The sequence below is a fragment of the Streptomyces toxytricini genome (genome assembly GCF_014649915.1).
In the GTDB taxonomy this organism is placed as follows: domain Bacteria; phylum Actinomycetota; class Actinomycetes; order Streptomycetales; family Streptomycetaceae; genus Streptomyces; species Streptomyces toxytricini.
The window spans coordinates 40,821-54,759 of the sequence record NZ_BMTY01000016.1 but is presented as its reverse complement, the minus strand read 5'-3'; the positions used below and the strand labels follow the sequence as shown (position 1 = coordinate 54,759).

The following is a 13,939-nucleotide window of genomic DNA, read 5'->3' as shown; positions in this document are numbered from 1 at the left end:
GGGGCCGCGGCGCCGTCGACATGAAGAACGCCGACGCCATGGTCCTGGCCGTGGTGCGCGCCTGGGCCCGCGCGGGCGCCGTCCCGCGCCGGGACATCGTCCTCGCGTTCACCGCCGACGAGGAGGACAGCGCCGTCGACGGGGCGGACCACCTCGCCGACCGGCACGCCGGCCTCTTCGAGGGCTGTACGGAGGGGCTCGGCGAATCCGGGGCCTTCACCGTGCACAACGGCCCCCGCCGGCCCCTCTACCCGATCGCGGCCGGCGAGCGCGGCACCGCCTGGCTGAAGCTGACCGCACGCGGCACGGCAGGTCACGGCTCGAAGCCGAACCGCGCCAACGCCGTCAGCCGGCTCGCTGCGGCCGTCGCGAGGATCGGCGAGCACACCTGGCCCGTCCGCCTCACCGACACCGTCGCCGCCTGCATCACCGAACTCGCCGCCCTGCAAGGCCTCCACGTCGACCCGCGCGCCCGCGGCACCGACCTCGACGAACTGCTGCCCAAGCTCGGCCCGGCCGCGACGCTCGTCGAGGCGACCCTGCGCAACAGCGCGAACCCGACGATGCTCGGCGCCGGCTACAAGGTCAACGTCGTCCCCGGCACCGCCACCGCGTACGTCGACGGCCGGACGCTGCCCGGCGGCGAGGAGGAGTTCCTCGCCACCCTGAACGAGCTGACCGGCCCCGACGTCGAGTGGGAGTTCCACCACCGTACGGACGCCCTCCAAGCACCCGTCCACGGCCGGACGTTCGCCGTCCTGCGCGAGTCCGTCGAACGCTTCGCCCCCGACGGGCGCGTCGTCCCCTACTGCATGGCCGGCGGCACCGACGCCAAGCAGTTCTCCCGCCTCGGCATCACCGGCTACGGCTTCTCCCCGCTCAGACTCCCGCCCGGCTTCGACTACTGGTCCCTCTTCCACGGCGTGGACGAGCGCGTCCCGGTCGACGCCCTGCACTTCGGCGTCCGCGTCCTCGACCACGCGCTGCGGAACCTGTGATGGGCGCCGCCCGGGAAGACCCCCCGGCCCCCGCCCCGGATGCCCCGGCCCCGCCTCCCGCCGCGATCCGGGAGCAGCCGTACGGCAGCTGGCCCTCGCCCATCGACGCCGCCCTCGCCGCCTCCCTCGACGGCCGCCCCGAATACCTCGGCACCATCGGCCCCGAGGTCTGGTGGACCGAGCCGCGCCCCGCCGAAGGCGGCCGCCGCACCCTGGTCCGCCGCCCCGCCGACGGCGGCCCGCCCCGCCCGGCCCTGCCCGCCCCGTGGAACGTCCGCAGCGCGTTCACCGAGTACGGGGGCCGCCCCTGGGCGGGCACCGAACGGCCCCGCGGCGGGCCGCTCCTCGTCTTCGTCCACTTCGCCGACCAGCGCATGTACGCGTACGAGCCCGACGCGCCCGGCGGCCCCGCCCCCCGCCCCCTCACCCCGCCGTCCCCGCCGGGCCGCCCCCTGCGCTGGGCCGACCCGGTCCTGCGCGGCGGCGAGGCCTGGTGCGTCCTGGAGGAGTTCACCGGGCCCGCACCCACCGACGTCCGCCGCGTCCTGGCCGCCGTACCCCTCGACGGGTCGGCAGCCGAGGACCGGTCCCGCGTACGGGAGCTCACCGACGACCGGCACCGCTTCAGCACCGGGCCGCGCCTGTCCCCCGACGGCCGGCACGCGGTCCGGCTCGTCTGGGACCACCCGCGGATGCCCTGGGACGGCACCGAGGCCGAACTCTCCAGGATCACCGGGGACGGCACCCTCGCCGACCCGCGCACCGTCCTCGGCGGCCCGGACGAGGCCGTCGCCCAGGCCGACTGGGCGCAGGACGGCAGCCTCCTCGCGGTCAGCGACCGCAGCGGCTGGTGGAACCCGTACCGCGTCGACCCCGAAACCGGCGAGGCCGTGAACCTGTGCCCGCGGGAGGAGGAGTTCGGGGGAGCGCTGTGGAGGCCCGGCCTGAACTGGCTCGTCCCGCTGCCCGGGGCCGGCCCCCGCACCGGCGGGCCGGCGGGCGGCCTCGTCGCCGTCCTGCACGGGCTGGGCTCGAGCGTCCTCGGGGTGCTGGACCCCGAGACCGGGGACCTCGTCGACGCCGCCGGGCCGTGGACGGCCTGGCAGCCGACGCTGGCCGCGCACGGCGACCTCGTGTACGGGGTCGCGGCCAGCCCCCGCACCGCCTACGAGGTGGTCGAGCTCGACACCCGCACCGGCCACGCCCGGGTGGTCGGCGCCCAGGCCCCCGCCCCGGTGGACCCGGCCTACTACCCGGAGCCGCAGACCCGCACCTTCCTCGGCCCGGACGACCGGGAGATCCACGCGCACGTCTACCCTCCGCACCACCCGGCCCGGCGGGCCCCCGCCGACGAACTGCCGCCGTACGCGGTGTGGGCGCACGGCGGGCCCACCGAGCACGTCCCGCCCGTCCTCGACCTGCACATCGCCTACTTCACCTCCCGCGGCATCGGCGTCGTCGAGGTCAACTACGGGGGCTCCACCGGCTACGGGCGCGCCTACCGGGAGCGGCTGCGCGAGCAGTGGGGCGTCGTCGACGTGGAGGACTGCGCGGCCGTGGCCCGGGCGCTCGCCGACGAGGGGACCGCGGACCCGGCCCGGCTCGCGATCCGCGGCGGCAGCGCCGGCGGCTGGACGGCCGCGGCCTCGCTGGCCTCGACGTCCCTGTACGCCTGCGCGGCGATCCGCTACCCCGTCCTGGACCTGCGCGGCTTCGCGGAGGAGACCCACGACCTGGAGTCCCGCTACATCGAGGGGCTGGCCGGACCGCCGCAGACCCTCGCCGTGGTCTGCCGGGAGCGCTCGCCCGTGGCCCGCGCCGACCGGATCACCGCCCCCTTCGTGCTGCTCCAGGGGCTGGACGACGCGGTGTGCCCGCCCGCGCAGGCCGAGCGGCTGCTGGCGGCGCTGCGCGGCCGGTCCGTGCCGCACGCGTACCTGGCCTTCGCGGGCGAGGGGCACGGGTTCCGCCGGGCGGAGACCATGGTCCGCGCGCTGGAGACGGAACTCTCCCTGTACGCCCAGGTGTTCGGCATCGAGCGGACGGACGTGCCGAGGCTGCGGCTGGAGACGCCCTAGGCGGGGGAGTGGAGCCAGACGCGCAGCGGGCCCAGCGGGGCGAAGCCGTGCCGGGCGGCAGCCTCGAGGTCTTCGCCGCTCTCGTAGCCGACGACCGGCAGGCCGGGCCACAGGGCGGCGATCCGGTCGAGGGCGCCCGACCAGGCCTCGTCGACGGGAACGCCCGCGGCCGTGAACACGTTGGAGACGCCGACCACCCCGGCCGCCTCGTTGGCGGCGGCCCCGGCGGCGATCCGGCCGTCGCCGGTGCGCCCCGCCAGGAAGGCGATCCCGGCCGCGAGCAGGCCGGGGCGGAAGAGGCCGGCGGGCTCCCCGTCGCCCCAGGCCGCCTCCCACTGCGCCAGCTCGGCCGGGCTGCCGACCCGTGACCAGCGCAGGGAGGAGCCGGTGCCGGCGGGCGGCCCGGCCGGCCGGTGGATCCACTGCGCCTCGAACAGCACCTCGAAGCCGGCCGGCGCCAGGTCGAGCACGGCGTAGGAGTCCTTGACCGAGCAGCCGGGCGCGGCCGTGTCGACGGCGGCGGCCAGTCCGGCGGCCGAGGCGCCGCGGCTCAGGGTGACGGCGTCCGGATAGTACGGAGGGGTACGGTGCGGGCTGGTCCAGGCGTCGGCCGTGAAGGCACCGCCGGGGCAGACCGCGGCGCACCACTCGGCGTTGTTGCGGACCGCGGCTTCCAACAGCCCGCCGTCCGCCGGGGAGTCGGTGATCACAGCGGGATCCTGCCACGGCGCATACGCTGGGACGATGCCTTTTCCCCCGTACCTCGCCGAAGGAGACAGGGTCGCGCTGCGGCCCTTCCGGGCCGCCGACGGGCCCGAGTTCACCGCCCGCGTGCGCGAGAGCCGCGGACTGCACCATCCGTGGCTGTCCCCGCCGGACACACTGGAGGCGTACGAGCCGTACGCGGCCCGGCTTTCCGGCGGCGACGGCGACGGCGGCCGGGCGGGGTTCCTGGTGTGCGAGCGGGCGACCGGCGCCATCGCCGGCTTCGTCAACGTCAACAACATCGTCCGCGGCGCCTTCCAGTGCGGGGCCCTGGGATACGGGGCGTTCGCGCACGCCGCGGGACGCGGGCTGCTCGGCGAGGGCCTCGACCTGGTCCTCGCCCACGCCTTCGCCCCCCTCGCCGGCGACGGCGGCGGGAGCCGGGCAGACGCCGCCGGGGCCGGCCCGGGCACCCAAACCGGCCCGGCCGACAAGGCGGGTCTCGGGCTGCACCGCCTGGAGGCCAACATCCAGCCCGGCAACACCGCCTCCATCGGGCTCGTCCGCAGCCGCGGCTTCCGCCTGGAGGGCCTCTCCCCGGACTTCCTCTTCGTCGACGGCGCCTGGCGCGACCACGAGCGCTGGGCGATCACCGCCGGGGCTGCGGGGGCCTCTGGCCCGGGCGGCCCCGATGGCGCAGGATGATCCCATGCGAAGCCTCGTCCTGCTCGACGCACCGTCCAACCTCGGGCTGCGGCCGCCCGCACCGGGCACCGTGCCCGGCGTGTACAAGCTGGCCGGCGCCCTGCGCGAACAGGGCCTGCTGAGCCGGCTCGGCGCCCGCGAGGGCGGCGTCGTGGTGCCGCCGCGCTACGACCGGGGCGACTGGCGGGAAGGCGACGGCGTCTTCCACGCCGGGCCGCTCGCCGCGTACACCGTCACCCTCGCCGACCGCATCGAGAAGCACCTCACGGCCGGCGAGTTCCCGATCGTCCTCGGCGGCGACTGCTCCATCCAGCTCGGCGCCTCGCTGGCCCTGCGGCGCCTCGGCCGGTACGGGCTGGCCGCCATCGACGGCTCGGCCGACTTCCGCCACCCCGGCAACGAGGCCGTCAACGGGCCCGTCGGCGCGGCCGGCGGCGAGGAACTCGCCCTCGCCACCGGCCGCGGCCAGGCCGACCTCACCGACCTGGAGGGCCGCGGCCCCTACCTGCGCGAGGAGGACGTGCGCCTCTTCGGGCTGCGCGACGGCGACGCCGACCTCCCCGAACTGCGCGCCGCCGGCATCAGCACCGCCACCGTCGGCGACATCCGCTCCCGCGGCGCCGCGGCCGCGGCCCGGGCGGCGCTGGACGGACTGCACCCGCCCGTCACCGCCGGCTTCTGGGTGCACCTCGACGCCGACGTCCTCGACCCCTCCGTGATGCCCGCCGTCGACAGCCCCGACCCCGACGGCCTGCTCCCCGCAGAACTGGCCGACCTGCTGCGGGTGTTGATCGGCTCCCCGCGGTGCGTCGGGCTCAACGTGACCATCTACGACCCGGACCTGGACCCCGACGGCCGGGCCGGCGCCCTCCTCGCGGACCTCGTCGTCGGGGCGTTCGCACGGCAGTCCGGCTGACGGCCGGCGCGGCCGGCGGCGGACCGGCCAGGCCTCGTCCCGACCGGGTGGTCCTGTGCGCAACCCCTGGGCACCGGCCGCCGCGGCGTGTTCCATGTCCCGCATGGCCACCACCGTCCGCCGCGCCGTACTGACCCTGCCCGCAGCCCCGTTGGGGCCCGAGAACCCCCTCCCGGCGCTGTGCCCGCCGCCCGCCCCGCCGGTCCTCGATGAGCGGGCGCGCCGGGCCCTGCCCCGCGACATGGCCCGGCAGATCGGTTACGGGCAGCTGCGCTCGCTGCTGCCGGCCCGCATCCGCGACGGCTACGGGCGGCTGCGCGCCGAGACCCGGGTCGAGGCGCTGGTGCTGGAGAACGCGCACCTGCGGGCCACCGTCCTGCCCGGCCTCGGCGGCCGCGTCCACTCCCTCGTGCACGTCCCCACCGGCCGGGAGCTCCTCTACCGCAACCCGGTCCTCCAGCCGGCCGCCTTCGCCCTCAACGGCGCCTGGTTCTCCGGAGGCATCGAGTGGAACACCGGCGCCACCGGCCACTCCGTGCTCGCCTGCGCCCCGCTGCACGCCGCCGCCGTGCCCGCCCCGGACGGCGGGACGATGCTGCGGCTGTGGGAGTGGGAGCGGCTGCGCGACCTGCCCTTCCAGGTGGACCTCTGGCTGCCCGGGGACGGGGAGTTCCTGTACGCGGGGGTGCGCGTCCGCAACCCGCACGAGCGCCCCGCACCCGTGTACTGGTGGTCCAACACGGCCGTCCCCGAAGACGCCGGCCTGCGCGTCCTCGCCCCCGCCGACGAGGCCTGGCACCCCACCGCGGAGGGGGCGCTGCGCCGCATCCCCGTCCCCGAGTGGGAGGGCGCGGACCGCACGTACCCGCTGCGCAGCACCCACGCCTCGGACTACTTCTACGAAGTCGCCGCCGAAGCCGGGGCCCGGCCGTGGATCGCCGCGCTCGACGGCGAGGGCCGCGGCCTCGTCCAGACGTCGACCTCCCTCCTGCGCGGCCGGAAGCTCTTCGCGTGGGGCTCGGGCCGCGGCGGCCGCCGCTGGCAGGAGTGGCTGACCGAGCCCGGCACGGGCGGCTACGCGGAGATCCAGGCCGGCCTCGCCCGCACCCAGCGGGAGCACGTACGCCTGGAGCCGGGGGCCGAGCTGAGCTGGCTGGAGGCGTACGGGCCGCTCTCGGCGGACCCGGAGGCCGTGCACGGGCCGGACTGGGCGGCGGCCCGCGCCGCGGCCGGGAAGGCGCTGGAGGCCGCCCTGCCCCGGGAGCGGGTCGACGAGGCGTACGCCGCCTGGCGCGCGGCGGCCGACACCGAGCCGGGGGAGCGGCTGGCCCGCGGCTCGGGATGGGGCGCCCTCGAAGTCCTGTGCGGCCGGTACGAACTGCCCGGTACCCCCTTCGCCGAAGCGGACCTGGGCGAGGCGCAGAAGCCCTGGCTGGAGCTGTGGCGGTCCGGCGCCCTGCCCGCCCCGGACGGGGAGGAGCCGCCCGGGCCCACCCTGGTCGCCCCGCACTGGCGGGACATGCTGGAGACGGCCCCGGCCGACCCGCTCACCGAGTACCACCTGGGCGTCGCCCAGTGGCACGCCGGGGACGCCGCCCAGGCGGTCCGCAGCTGGGAGCGCGGCCTCGCCGCGGCCCGCCCGCGCTGGCCGCTGCTGCGTTGCCTCGCCGCGGCCGACCTGCTGGTCGGCGACCCGGAACGGGCCGCCCGCCGGTACGCGGAGGCCTTCGCCGACCTCGCGGCGACCCGGCCGGAGGGCGAGGCGTGGGACGCCGCCGAGTCCGCACTCGGCCGGGAGGCGATGACCGCCCTCCTGGACGCAGGCCGCCCGCCGCAGGCCCGCGCCGTCTGGGAGGGGCTGAGGCCCGCCCTGCGCGAGCAGCCGCGGTTCCGGCTGCTCGGGGCGATGCTCCTGGCGGCCGAGGGCCACGCGGCCGCGGCCCGCCGCGTCTTCGAGGACGGCTTCGAACTGCCGGACCTGAGGGAGGGCGAGGAGATCCTCTCCGAGGTGTGGGCACGGATCACCGACCACCGCCTGCCGGCGGCGTACGACTTCCGCATGCACCCGCCGTCCCGCGAGGCGGACGCGACCGACCGGAAGCCGGACGACCCGGGACCGGCCGGCCCGGAGCCCGGCCGACCCGGAGCCCGGCGGCCGACGACCGGGTGACCCGGGGCCAGGCGCCCCGGAGCCGGCGGGCGCAGGGCCGCCCGCCCGGAGCCGCCCGCCGGGAGTCGGCCGGCCCGGAGTCAGCCCGCCCTGAGCCGCCCGCCCTGAGCCGCCCGCCCGGAGCCGCCCGCCCTTAGCCGCCCGCCCGGAGCCGCCCGCCGGGAGTCGGCCCGCCGGGAGTCGGCCCGCCCGGAGCCGCCCGCCGGGAGTCGGCCGCCCGGAGCCACCCGCCGGGAGTCGGCCGGCTCGGAGTCGGCCCGTCCGGAGTCGGCCGGCCCGGAGTCGGCCCGCCCGGAGCCACCCGCCGGGAGTCGGCCGGCCCGGAGCCGCCCGCCGGGAGTCGGCCGGCCCGGAGTCGGCCCGCCCGGAGCCACCCGCCGGGAGTCGGCCGGCCCGGAGCCGCCCGCCGGGAGTCGGCCGCCCGGAGCCACCCGCCGGGAGTCGGCCGCCCGGAGCCACCCGCCGGGAGTCGGCCGGCCCGGAGTCGGCCCGCCCGGAGCCACCCGCCGGGAGTCGGCCGGCCCGGAGCCGCCCGCCGGGAGGCGGCCGGCCCGGAGTCGGCCCGCCCGGAGCCACCCGCCGGGAGTCGGCCGGCCCGGAGCCGCCCGCCGGGAGTCGGCCGGCCCGGAGCCGCCCGCCGGGAGTCGGCCGGCTCGGAGTCGGCCCGCCCGGAGTCGGCCCGCCCGGAGCCGCCCGCCCGGAGCCGCCCGCCGGGAGTCGGCCGGCCCGGAGTCGGCCCGCCCGGAGCCAGTCGGCCCGGAGCCCGGCCGACCCGAGGCCCGGTGGCCCGCGGCCGGGTGACCCGGGGCCAGGCGCCCCGGAGCCGGCGGGCGCAGGGCCGCCCGTCCCGGAGTCCCCCGCCCGAAGTCGGCCCGCCCGGAGCCAGTCGGCCCGGAGCCCGGCCGACCCGGAGCCCGGCGGCCCGCGGCCGGGTGACCCGGGGCCAGGCGCCCCGGAGCCGGCGGGCGCAGGGCGGCTCCGGGACGGGTGGCCCTGCCCGGAGCCAGTCGGCTTGGAGCACCGGAAGCCCGGCAGCCCGGAGCCCGGCCGATCCGAGGCCCGGCGGCCCGCGGCCCGGTGACCCGGGGCCAGGCGCCCAGGAGCCTGCGGGCGCAGGGCCCCGTCCCGGAGTCCACCGTCCCGGGATCCGCCCCGCCCGGAGCCAGGCGGCCCGGAGCCCGGCCGATCCGAGGCCCGGCGGCCCGCGGCCGGGTGACCGGGGCCAGGCGGCACGGGGGCGGCCGGCCCCCGGAGGCAGTTCGCCTGGAGCCGCCTGCCCGGCGTCGGCGGCCGTGCCCTGACGGCCCGTTCGTCGTCCGCGCTGCGGGACGCGGGTCCCGGCATGCGGACGCGGTGTGGCAGGCCGCTCCGGGGGCGAGGAGAGTGGGCCCCGGGGGCGTCGGGCCGCGTCGGAGGCGGTGGGAGCATGTCGGAGCCACTCCTCGAACAGCACGCCGAGGCGCTCCGGCTGTTCGGGTCGCGGGTCCGCGCCGTGGCCCCCGGCCAGTGGGGGCTGCCGACCCCCTGCACGGAGTGGACGGTGCGCGACCTCGTCAACCACGTCACCGCCGAGCAGCTGTGGGTGCCCCCGCTCGTCACCGAGGGCTGCACCGTCGCCGAGGTCGGCGACCGCTTCGCCGGCGACGTCCTCGGCGACGACCCCGCCGCCGCCTGGGACCGGGCCGCGCGGGCGGCCCACACGGCCTTCGCCTCCCCCTGGGCGCTGGAGCGCATCGTCTCCCTCTCCTACGGCCCCTCGAAGGCCGCCGCCTACTGCGCGGAGCTCACCGCCGACTGCGTCGTGCACGCCTGGGACCTCGCGCGGGCCGTCGGCGCCGACGACCGGCTGCCCGCCGACCTCGTCCGGTTCGCCCTCGACGAGATCACCCCGTACGCCGACGGGCTCGCCGCCGGAGGCATGTACGACCCGCCGCTGGAGCCCCTGCCCGGCGCCGACGACCAGACCCGGCTCCTCGCCCTCACCGGCCGCGCCGCATGAGCGCGCCGGGCGCCCGCCCACAACAGGCGCATCCCGGCGAACGACCGTATAAAGGGCAGGGTCGAGCGGCGCAGCCAAGCGACGGGGAAGGCAGGGCGAGGTGGCCGGGATGCAGCGCACCGCGGAGGGCCGGGGCCCGGTCCGGTTCGGACCGCCCGCGCCGGCGCCCGGACTGCCCGTCCTGCCCGAGCTCACCGCTGCCCTCGCCGCGGCCGCGGTCCGCTCCGACCCCGAGCCCCCCGGCGGCGCCCCGCCCCTGCTGGAGGCGGCCGCCCGGCACTGGCAGCGGCGCGGCCTGCCCACCGCCCCCGACGAGGTCGCCGCCGCCCCCGGCGCGCCCGCCCTGCTGCTCGCGCTGCTCGGCGCGCACGGCGGGGACGTGCTCCTGCCGCGGCCCTGCCCCGCCTGGTGGACCCCGCAGATCCGGCTGTTGGGGCGCCGCGCCTACCACGTGCCGACCCCGGCCGAGTGCGGCGGCGTACCGGACCCGTACGCGTTGCTGGAGACGGTGCGCCGGGTGCGGGCGGAGGGCGGCGACCCGCGGGTGCTGCTGCTGTCCGTCGCCGACGACCCCACCGCGACCGTCCCGCCGCCCGAGCTGCTGCGGGAGGCCTGCGAGGCCGCCGCCTCCGCCGGGCTGTTCGTCGTCAGCGACGAGACGTGGCGCGACACCGTGCACGTCCCGCACCGCACCCTCGTCCTCAACCCCGCCGAGATGCTGCCCGGCGGGGCCGCCGTCCTGCTGGACCTGTCCGGCGCCCTGCTGCCCGCCGGGTGGCCCGCCGCCGTCGCCCGCCTCCCCGGCACCCCGCACGGCACCTGGCTGCGGGCCCGGACCCTCGACGTGCTCGCCGCGACCGGCGCGTCCGTCGCCGGGCCCGTCGCCGCCGCGGCCGCGCACGCCCTGGACGAGCCCGCCGCCGTCGCCGACCGGGCCCGCCGGGCCGCCGCCCTGCACGGTGCGGTCGCCGGGGCCGTCCACCGCACCCTCCTCGCCGCCGGGGCCCTCGCCCGCCCCCCGCAGGCCGGCCGGCACGTCTACGCCGACCTCGATCCGCTGCGCACCGGCCTCGCCCGGCACGGCATCCGCGACGCGATGGAGCTGGAGGACTGGCTCGGCGCCCGGCTCGGCACCCCCACCCCGGGCGGGCAGCGCTTCGCCGACGACCTGGGCTCGCTGCGGGTCCGCCTCTCCACCGGCCCGCTGCTCGGCGCCACCCCCGGGGAGCGCCTCGCGGCGCTCACCGCCCGCGACCCGCTCGCGCTGCCGTCCATACGCGACTCCCTGGACCACCTCGGCACGGTCCTGGCCGGGCTGGCGCCATGACGGCCCCCGCCCCGCGCCCCCGCATCCCGGTCCGCCCGCCGCGGACCCCCGGGCCGCGGGCCCCGGCACCGGGCTGCCAGCCGCGGCCGAGCCCGACGCCGACGCCCTGACCGCATCCCGCACCGCCGACCGCCACGACGAGCCCGATCCGCCGTGAACGGAGACTTCCTGATGAGGGATCAGACCAGTGCCCCCGCCGCCGTCCCGCGCCGCCCCCCGCAGCCCCCCGGCACCGCGCCGCATGCGGGATCCCGCCCCGGCGCGCACCCCGCGGAGCCGGACCCCGCCGGGCCCGATCCCGACGCGCAGCCGCCCGCCGGGCCCGATCCCGACGCGCAGCCGCCCGCCGGTACCGCTCCCGCGCCGCCCGTCGGTACCGCTCCCGCACCGCCCGCCACGCGCCCCCTCGGCGAGCGCCGCCTGTGGCCCCGCTCCTTCGCCGACCGGCTCACCACCCCCATGCCCGGCCTGCGCGCCTACGCCCGCCTCGCCCGCGAGGGCGCCTTCCGGCCCGGGCCCGACGGACTGCGCGGCATCCCCGACCTGCCCTGCGCGCCGGCCCCGCTGCCCGTCCTGGCGCCCGGCACGTCCTGCGTCACCTGGGCCGGCCACGCCAGCTGGGTGGTGCGCACCGGCGGCCTGACCGTGCTCACCGACCCCGTGTGGTCGCGCCGGATCCTCGCCACACCGGCCCGGATGACGCCCGTCGGCGTCCCCTGGGAGGACCTCCCGCCCATCGACGCCGTCGTCATCAGCCACAACCACTACGACCACCTCGACGCCCCCACCCTGCGCCGCCTGCCCCGGCACACCCCGCTCTTCGTCCCCGCCGGGCTCGGCCGCTGGTGCCGCCGCCGCGGCTTCACCCGCGTCACCGAGCTCGACTGGTGGGAGGCCGCCGAACTGGGCGGCGTACGCTTCGACTTCGTCCCCGCACATCACTGGTCCAAGCGCACCCTGCTCGACACCTGCCGCAGCCTGTGGGGCGGATGGGTCCTCACCGACACCCGCTCGCCGGCGCCGCGCAAGCTCTACTTCGCCGGGGACACCGGATACGGCCACTGGTTCGCCGAGATCGGCCGCCGCCACCCCGGCATCGACCTGGCCCTGCTGCCGATCGGCGCCTACGCCCCGCGCTGGTGGCTGCGCGACGTCCACGCCGACCCCGAAGAGGCCGTCCGGGCCTGCACCGACGTCGGGGCCCGGCGCATGGCGCCCATGCACTGGGGCACGTTCGTGCTCTCCGCCGAGCCGGTCACGGAGCCGCTGGAGCGGGTCCGGGCCGCCTGGAACCGCGCCGGCCTCGCCCGCGAGGACCTGTGGGACCTGCCGATCGGCGCGTCCCGCTGCTGGTGAACCGGCCCGCAGCCGGGCCCCGTACGTCTGCCGCCCCGAACGCCCGACCGGCCTGCGCGACCGCGCCCCGCAGGCCCGCCCGGCCCTGTCCGCCTGCTCACCCGTACGCCCGCCCCGTGTACCCCGGTGTATGCCGGCCCCGTACGCCTGCCCGGTCCGCCTGCCCGCCCGGCCTGCGCGCCGGCCCCGTACGTCCGCCCGGTACGCCTGGGCGTACGCCCAGCCCCGAACGCCCGCCGCGGCTCCGGCGCCGAGGTGCCGCGCGGTCACCGCGGGGAGGTCACCCGGCGCCTGCGCCCCGCAGCCGCCGCCACAGCCCCGGTGCCGCGCCCGCCAGCAGGGCCAGGAGCACCGCGGCGACCACGCCCTGCCAGGGCTCCGCGAACAGCGACCCGCCGAGGATACCGATCAGCCCGTACGCCGCCGCCCACGCCGCGCACGCGGGCGCGTCCCCGCGCGCGAACCGGCGCAGCGGCCACTGCGCCAGCAGACAGGCCGCCATCACCGGGATGCGGCCGGCCGGCACCAGCCGGGACAGCACCAGCACCTGCACCCCGTGCCGCTCCAGGCCCGCCCGCGCCTGCTCCAGCCCCTCCGGCGCGGTCCGCGCCCGCAGCCGCTCGACCCCCCGCGACCCGCCCTGCGACCGCACGCCGCGCCCGCCCAGCCAGTACAGGGCCATGTCCCCCACGAACGCGGCCAGCGCGGCCACGCCGATCACCAGCAGCACCCCCAGCGGCGGCGACGCCCGATGGAACGCCACCACCGCCGCCGAACTCACCAGCGCCCCCGTCGGCACCACCGGCACCAGCGCCCCGACCGCCACCAGCAGGAAGAGCGCCGGGTACCCGACCGCCTGCTCGGCGGTCTCGGCGGGCACCCCGCCCGCCGCCCACGCCGAGCCCGCGGCCGCCGCCACCGCGACGCCCCTCACGGGAACCGCACCAGCTCGCCGTGGCCCGGCACCCGCACCGCTGACCCCGGCGCCAGCCGCGCCGCGAACCGCGCGAACTCCTGCCCCGGCGCGTGGAACTCGTGCGGCCGCACCGCGTCCATCCCGATCGGCCAGTACGTCCCGTAGTGGACCGGCACCGCCGCGGCCGGCGCGAGCGCCGCCAACGCCCGCGCCGCACCCGCCGCGTCCAGGTGCCCCGGCCCCAGGTACGGGCCCCAGCCGCCCACCGGCAGCAGCGCCACGTCGACCGGCCCCACCTCCCCGGCCATCGCCGCGAACAGGCCCGTGTCCCCGGCGAAGTACGTCCGCCCCGCGCCCTCCACCACGAAGCCGAGCGCCCGCACCCGCTGCGGCCCCCACGGCATCCGCCGCCCGTCGTGCCGCGCGCTGACCGCCCGCACCCGCACCCCGCGACCGACGCCGACGACGTCCCCCGGCACCGCCTCCGTCACGGCGAGCCCGCGCTCCCCGGCGAGCCGCGCCAGCCCCGGCACCGCCCGCAGCGCACCCCGCGGCACCACCAGCCGGGTGCCGGGCGCGAGCCGGGCCAGGGACGGCAGGTGCAGGTGGTCGGCGTGCAGGTGAGACACCACCGCCACGTCCGCCACGGCCGCATCGGGCGGCGGCAGCACCCCGCGCCGCCTCCGCAGGTGCGCCAGCCGCGGCGCGAACAGCGGGTCCGTCAGCACCCGCACCCCGGAATCCTCCACCGTGCAGGCGGCATGCCCCC

General features: G+C 79.1%; 11 protein-coding genes. 8 read left to right on the top strand and 3 right to left on the bottom strand.

The annotated features are described in order from the left end of the window. Positions 1–998: M20/M25/M40 family metallo-hydrolase (locus IE170_RS20890; RefSeq protein ID WP_229885014.1), on the top strand; the 998-nt coding region annotated here is incomplete at its 5' end. Continuing rightward, positions 998–3,076, top strand: coding sequence for a S9 family peptidase (locus tag IE170_RS20885; RefSeq protein WP_189810956.1), 2,079 nt, complete (start codon positions 998–1,000; stop codon positions 3,074–3,076). The genes IE170_RS20890 and IE170_RS20885, both read left to right, overlap by 1 nt. Here the strand turns inward: IE170_RS20885 and IE170_RS20880 are convergent. After that, positions 3,073–3,786 (bottom strand): hypothetical protein, encoded by a 714-nt coding sequence (locus tag IE170_RS20880; RefSeq protein ID WP_229885012.1) that lies wholly within the window; start codon positions 3,784–3,786, stop codon positions 3,073–3,075. The two genes, IE170_RS20885 and IE170_RS20880, sit on opposite strands and share 4 nt — an antisense overlap. A gap of 34 nt (positions 3,787–3,820) precedes the next feature. Here IE170_RS20880 and IE170_RS20875 point away from each other — a divergent pair, with 34 nt between their 5' ends. From IE170_RS20875 to IE170_RS20850, 6 genes are all read left to right on the top strand, one after another. Then, positions 3,821–4,486 carry a GNAT family N-acetyltransferase gene (locus IE170_RS20875; protein ID WP_189810955.1) on the top strand — a complete coding sequence of 222 codons (666 nt, stop codon included), beginning with the start codon at positions 3,821–3,823 and terminating at the stop codon, positions 4,484–4,486. Between the two features lie 4 nt (positions 4,487–4,490). Then, entirely contained in the window at positions 4,491–5,402 is a 912-nt protein-coding gene (locus tag IE170_RS20870; protein WP_189810954.1) for an arginase family protein, read from the top strand. Between the two features lie 103 nt (positions 5,403–5,505). After that, positions 5,506–7,572 (top strand): DUF5107 domain-containing protein, encoded by a 2,067-nt coding sequence (locus IE170_RS20865; RefSeq protein ID WP_189810953.1) that lies wholly within the window; start codon positions 5,506–5,508, stop codon positions 7,570–7,572. A gap of 1,426 nt (positions 7,573–8,998) precedes the next feature. Beyond that, positions 8,999–9,571: a TIGR03086 family metal-binding protein gene (locus tag IE170_RS20860; RefSeq protein ID WP_189810952.1), complete on the top strand. Its 573-nt coding sequence runs from the start codon at positions 8,999–9,001 to the stop codon at positions 9,569–9,571. A gap of 109 nt (positions 9,572–9,680) precedes the next feature. Further along, positions 9,681–10,898 (top strand): aminotransferase class I/II-fold pyridoxal phosphate-dependent enzyme, encoded by a 1,218-nt coding sequence (locus IE170_RS20855; RefSeq protein ID WP_189810951.1) that lies wholly within the window; start codon positions 9,681–9,683, stop codon positions 10,896–10,898. Between the two features lie 171 nt (positions 10,899–11,069). Further along, a complete protein-coding gene (locus IE170_RS20850) occupies positions 11,070–12,254 on the top strand; it encodes an MBL fold metallo-hydrolase (RefSeq protein WP_189810950.1) in 1,185 nt (394 codons plus the stop codon). Between the two features lie 280 nt (positions 12,255–12,534). On the opposite strand, the gene IE170_RS20845 is transcribed toward IE170_RS20850, so the two are convergent. Next, positions 12,535–13,188, bottom strand: a complete 654-nt coding sequence (locus IE170_RS20845; protein ID WP_229885010.1) for a DedA family protein — start codon at positions 13,186–13,188, stop codon at positions 12,535–12,537. Further along, a partial coding sequence (locus IE170_RS20840) for an MBL fold metallo-hydrolase (RefSeq protein ID WP_189810949.1) occupies positions 13,185–13,939 on the bottom strand: 755 nt, incomplete at its 5' end. The genes IE170_RS20845 and IE170_RS20840, both read right to left, overlap by 4 nt.

What these genes read in the sequence shown, in the direction of transcription:
- IE170_RS20860 (WP_189810952.1), top strand. Translation starts at nt 8,999, where the DNA reads ATGTCGGAGCCACTCCTCGAACAGCACGCCGAGGCGCTCCGGCTGTTC.
- IE170_RS20865 (WP_189810953.1), top strand. Translation starts at nt 5,506, where the DNA reads ATGGCCACCACCGTCCGCCGCGCCGTACTGACCCTGCCCGCAGCCCCG.
- IE170_RS20885 (WP_189810956.1), top strand. Translation starts at nt 998, where the DNA reads ATGGGCGCCGCCCGGGAAGACCCCCCGGCCCCCGCCCCGGATGCCCCG.
- IE170_RS20850 (WP_189810950.1), top strand. Translation starts at nt 11,070, where the DNA reads ATGAGGGATCAGACCAGTGCCCCCGCCGCCGTCCCGCGCCGCCCCCCG.
- IE170_RS20855 (WP_189810951.1), top strand. Translation starts at nt 9,681, where the DNA reads ATGCAGCGCACCGCGGAGGGCCGGGGCCCGGTCCGGTTCGGACCGCCC.
- IE170_RS20875 (WP_189810955.1), top strand. Translation starts at nt 3,821, where the DNA reads ATGCCTTTTCCCCCGTACCTCGCCGAAGGAGACAGGGTCGCGCTGCGG.
- IE170_RS20870 (WP_189810954.1), top strand. Translation starts at nt 4,491, where the DNA reads ATGCGAAGCCTCGTCCTGCTCGACGCACCGTCCAACCTCGGGCTGCGG.